6 protein-coding genes are annotated in these 5,061 nt (G+C 70.1%); all 6 read right to left on the bottom strand.

What is annotated here, in order from left to right; genetic code table 11:
* Positions 1 to 1,201, bottom strand: a 1,201-nt coding sequence (locus GWI24_RS40055; RefSeq protein WP_210950944.1) for a DNA polymerase IV, incomplete at its 3' end; no start/stop codon positions are given.
* Positions 1,202 to 1,305: 104 nt separating this feature from the next.
* Entirely contained in the window at positions 1,306 to 1,932 is a 627-nt protein-coding gene (locus tag GWI24_RS40050) for a MerR family transcriptional regulator (RefSeq protein ID WP_210950943.1), read from the bottom strand.
* 167 nt (positions 1,933 to 2,099) lie between these two features.
* Positions 2,100 to 2,573: a bifunctional nuclease family protein gene (locus tag GWI24_RS40045; RefSeq protein ID WP_210950942.1), complete on the bottom strand. Its 474-nt coding sequence runs from the start codon at positions 2,571 to 2,573 to the stop codon at positions 2,100 to 2,102.
* 52 nt (positions 2,574 to 2,625) lie between these two features.
* Positions 2,626 to 3,378, bottom strand: a complete 753-nt coding sequence (locus tag GWI24_RS40040) for a MerR family transcriptional regulator (protein WP_210950941.1) — start codon at positions 3,376 to 3,378, stop codon at positions 2,626 to 2,628.
* Between the two features lie 17 nt (positions 3,379 to 3,395).
* On the bottom strand, positions 3,396 to 4,223 hold the full coding sequence (locus tag GWI24_RS40035; RefSeq protein WP_374103400.1) for an FHA domain-containing protein: 828 nt from the start codon (positions 4,221 to 4,223) through the stop codon (positions 3,396 to 3,398).
* A 130-nt stretch (positions 4,224 to 4,353) separates the two neighbouring features.
* Positions 4,354 to 5,061: DUF881 domain-containing protein (locus GWI24_RS40030; RefSeq protein ID WP_210950940.1), on the bottom strand; the 708-nt coding region annotated here is incomplete at its 5' end.

The raw sequence follows: 5,061 nt of genomic DNA, 5'->3' as shown, positions 1-5,061 counted from the left end.
TCTCAGCGTCCTCAGAAGCCTCTCCCGCGCCCTCTCTCACGGGCTCCGGTCTCTCAGGACCCGGCGGGGGCCCGGCGTCCCCCACGGCCTCGTGAGCGGCTTGGGCGGCCTGAACCGCTTCCGCGGCTTGCGCGGCCTGGGCGAAGAGATCTTCCTGCGTGTAGTCCGCCAGACCGCTGACGCCGACCCCCAGCAGCCGCACACCCGCCGTGGTCTCCACCCCGTCGATCAGCCGCGCCGCGGCCTCCCGCACCACCGCCGGGTCGTCGGTCGGCCCGCGCAGGGTCTCCGAACGGGTGAGCGTGGAGAAGTCGTACCGCCGCACCTTGATCACGACCGTCCGCCCCGAGCGGCCGGCCTCGCGCAGCCGCCGCACACAGCGGTCGGCGAGCCGCGCGATCTCCAGCTGCACCCGGGTGCGGTCGGTGAGGTCGACGTCGAAGGTGTCCTCCACCGAGATGGACTTGGCGTCCCGCTCGGCGACGACGGGCCGCTCGTCCCGCCCCTCGGCCATCAGGAACAGCGACGTGCCGTGGGCCCGGCCCAGCAGCCGCACCAGCTCGGCCTCGCCCGCCTCCCGCGTCTCGGCCACGGTGTGGATCCCGGCCCGGCGCAGCGTCTCCGCCGTGGCGGGGCCGACGCCCGGGAGCGTCCGCACCGGCATCGGGCCGAGCAGATCGCGCTCCGTCCCGGGCTCGATGACCACCAGACCGTCCGGCTTGGCCTGCTCCGAACCAATCTTGGCGAGCATCTTGGAGCCGGCGAGCCCCACCGATCCGGTCAGCCCGGTGACCGCGCGGATGTCGGCCCGCAGCCGCTCCGCCACGGCGCGCGCCGCCTCCACGGTGGGCTCGGTGCCGCCCGCCTCCAGATCGACGAACGCCTCGTCCAGACTCAGCGGCTCCACCAGGGGCGACAGCGTGTGCAGCAGGGCCATGACCGCGTCGCTCACCTTGCGGTAGAGCGCGAAGCGGGGGATGAGGAACGCCGCGTTCGGGCACAGGCGGCGGGCCTGGGCCATCGCCATGGCCGAGTGCACCCCGAACACCCGGGCCTCGTAGGAGGCCGTGGCCACCACGCCACGCGGCCCCAGGCCCCCTACGATCACCGGCTTCCCGCGCAGGCTGGGCTTGGCCGCCTGCTCCGCCGAGGCGTAGAAGGCGTCCATGTCCAGATGGAGAATCGTCGGCGCACCCCTCACACCTCCGATGCTGCCGCACACCACTGACAATGGGGCGGCACAACGGCCGGGGGCGGGCCCGGGGGCGCCGATCAGTTCGCCCCGGGGCGCTCAGCCAAAGGTTTCTAACCGGCCCGGTTGCGGCGCGCCGCGAGCTCGTCGGTCGGGTTGTGCCGGACCAGCGTCTCGCCGGTGTCCACCCGCTCGCCGTGCAGCTGGGACAGCGCGCTCTCCACATCCCGCCAGACGACGCCCACGGCGATCCCGAAGACGCCCTGGCCGCCCTGGAGGAGGTCCACGACCTCATCGGGCGAGGTGCACTCGTAGACCGTCGCACCGTCGCTCATGAGCGTCATCTGGGCCAGGTCGTCGAGCTCCCGGGCACGGAGGTGCGCCACCGCCGCCCGGATGTTCTGGAGCGACACCCCGGTGTCCAGCAGCCGCTTCACGATCTTGAGGACGACCACGTCCCGGAAGCTGTAGAGCCGCTGGCTGCCCGAGCCGTACGCCGGCCGGACGCTCGGCTCCACCAGCCCGGTGCGGGCCCAGTAGTCCAGCTGGCGGTAGGTGATGCCCGCCGCCGCACACGCGGTGGGTCCGCGGTATCCGATCCGCTCCGTCCCCCCCGCGGCGGGCTCACGCGGCGGTGCGGCCTGTGCCGCGACCCGAGCCTTCAATGCCGGATCGGCCGATGCGCTCCCCTGGAGCGCGTACGGACCTCCGGCCGCCGTGCCGTCGCCGGTGCTTCTCACGCCGACCTCCGTCCTCGACCTGCCATCTTGAAGGTAGGCAGTCACCCGGGGTGCGTCAACGATCGCCACACTCGGCACGCCGAGTGATAATCACCCTAAGAGTGGTTTCCCGTGTCCCTCGTCCGGGAAAGGCTACTCGAATGCGCGAGCGAGGACCGGCATACGGTTCACTGGCTGCTGGTTCCGAAGTCCTCGGGCGAGATCTGGTCGAGGAACTCACGGAACTTCTCCACCTCGTCCTCCTGCTCGTCCGGAATCGCGATACCGGCGTCGTCCAGCACGCCGTCGCTGCCGTAGATCGGCGTTCCGGTGCGCAGCGCGAGCGCTATGGCGTCGGACGGCCGAGCGCTGACCTCCACGCCGCTGGCGAAGACCAGATCCGCGTAGAAGACACCCTCGCGCAGATCCGTGATCCGGACCTCCGTGAGCTGCTGGCCGACCGCTTCGAGTACGTCCTTGAAAAGGTCATGGGTCAGCGGGCGCGCCGGAGCCATGCCCTGCTGAGCGAAGGCGATCGCGGTCGCCTCACCTGGTCCGATCCAGATGGGGAGGTAGCGGTCGCCTCCCACTTCACGCAGGAGCACGATCGGTTGGTTGGAGGGCATTTCCACCCGGACACCCACGACGTCGAGCTCGTTCACACAGCAACCCTAGGACGTGCCCGGCCGGTTTGGATAGTCGGGGCCCGGTCGGTCACCGCTCCTGGACCCTCAGAGCCGACCGCACCAGGGCCGCGTGCAGCCGTACGGAGAGCGTGGCGAGCTCCCGCACACTGGCCTCCGCATGCGCTCTGGTCTGCGGATTTCTATGCAACCGCAGCGGGGCGACCACCTGCTCGACCATTCCGGCCTCGCGCTCGGCGGAGGCTTTCATGATTCGCAGATGACGTGGTTCCAGGCCGAAACGACCGAGCTCGGCGATGAGCCGGGCGACGGTCACCGCCTCGAGGTCGTACCCGCCGTCCGCGGTCGGCGTGAGCAGCCCGTACGACTCCCATTCGGCCAGCTCCGCCTCGCTGACCTCGGCCGTTGCCAGCAGCTCGGCACGGCCGACCCGAGCGGCCGTGGGGCCGTCCGGGGCCGCGTCGGTGCCGCCGTCGAGCGGCCCGGGCTGCTGCGCTCCCTGCGAAACGGCAGGAAGCTGCAACGGCTCGCCCCGCTCCAGGGCGTCCAGATGCTCCCGGATGACCTTGAGCGGCAGATAGTGGTCACGCTGCATCCGGAGGATATGGCCGAGCCGCTCCACATCCCGCTGGCTGAATTTGCGGTAGCCGGACGGCGTCCGCCGCGGCTCCACCAGCCCCTCCGACTCCAAGAAGCGGATCTTGGAGATGGTGACCTCGGGGAACTCGTCCCGCAACAGATTCAGCACGGTGCCGATGCTCATCGACCGGCTGCCCGTGGGGGCGGTGCCGGTATCGGCACCGCCCGACGGTGTCTGAAGCATGGACCTCCCCTGACGGGTCAGATGCCGACGCCCCGCTGGCTCGGGTAGAAGACCAGCCGGTACTTACCGATCTGCACCTCGTCCCCACTGGTCAGGACCACCGGCGCGTCGATCTGCTCCCGGTTGACATACGTCCCGTTGAGGCTGCCGACGTCCGAGACGGTGAAGCTGCCGTCCTGGCCGCGCCGGAACTCCACATGGCGGCGGGAGACCGTCACATCGTCCAGGAAGATGTCGCTCTGCGGGTGACGGCCCGCCGTGGTGACATCACTGTCCAGGAGGAAGCGGCTGCCGGAATTCGGCCCGCGGCGGACCACCAGCAGGGCCGACCCCAGGGGCAGCGCCTCGACGGCGGCCTGCGCCTCCGGGCTGAGCGACGGCAGCGGCGTCTGCCCGGTCACCTCGGAGTCGTACGCCTCGAGACCCGAGATCGAAATGGTGGAGGTGGTCTCCGAGGCACGCTCGGAGGACGCGCCGCCCCGCAGCGGGGCGCCGCAATTGGAGCAGAACCGGCTGGCCTCCGCGTTCCGGTGGCCACACCGCTGACAGACCGGCAAGCCGAACCCTCCACCACTGTGAGAGGCCGATGGGTCCTCGAAACCTATGGGCCCGGCCGCGGAGGGGTCAACAGACGCGCCCTGCCCGCCGACCTGGTCACGGAAGAGCGGGCGCTCCTCGGTTCCCCCTCCGCTCTCCTCCGCGGCACGCGAGGCGCGGTGGCGAGCGGTGCTGCTGCCGCCATCCTGGCGGGCACTCTTACCGAACAACTTCCCGAACAACTTCACGGGCGATTCCCCTTGACTGAAACAGACCCGCCCGTGGGGCAGGACAAACCCTCGATGCACACACCAGACGGTCCGGACATCCTCACAACGCCCGGGACCACCAGACAGTTTCCATCACGCGCGGATCTTCCGGTGCGTTGACCCCCCGCGTCCACATGGTCTCTCCGAGAGACCCTCATTTCGAACCGCCTCACCGTGATGACGACCGAGCGTAGTCAGGCCGCTTCGCCGATCGCAAGGCATCCACAACGATCTTCTTCTCCCGCTGCACGGACACAGTGGCCTGCTCCTTCTCCAGACTCTGCACCACACCGCCCGGGATGTTCAGGGCCGGCTCCAGATCCTCCGGCTTGCCGATCACCTTCACAACATACGGTCGCGTCACTTTCCGTCCATCGATCCGGATCGCGCCACCGCTGTCCGAGAAGTAGGTGCCGGCGACCACGCGCACCTTGCCGATCTGGATCGCCTCGGCGCCCGCCGCGCGCAGCTCCTGGACCGTGTCGAGCAGCATGTCCGACTCCACGGAGCCCCGGGAGTCGTCGATGGTGATCGTGATACCAGGACCCTGTGCTGCCACCGTACCCGCGAGCACGCCCAGCTGCTGCTCCTTCTGGAGCGTCTGCTTCCGGGCCTCCTCGGCCTGGTCCGAGCTGTTCTCCAGCTCGGTGCGCTGGTTCTCGAGGCGGCGCTTCTCGTCCTGGAGCCGCTGGGTACGCGAGTCCAGCTCGTCGAGGATCCGGACCAGGTCCTCCTGCCGGGCCCCGCGCAGCACGCTGTTCTCGTTGGTCGAGCGCACCTGGATGGCGAGGCCCAGGCCGAGGCCGAAGAGAAGCAGGGCGACGATCAGCTGCGCACGGGTGAGCCGCGGCGGCCATACGCCCTTCACCAGCCGCTG

The organism is Streptomyces sp. MK37H, from assembly GCF_018035285.1.
In the GTDB taxonomy this organism is placed as follows: domain Bacteria; phylum Actinomycetota; class Actinomycetes; order Streptomycetales; family Streptomycetaceae; genus Streptomyces; species Streptomyces endocoffeicus.
Note: the sequence above shows the minus strand (reverse complement) of the source record. Positions and strands in the feature narration are given on the sequence as shown.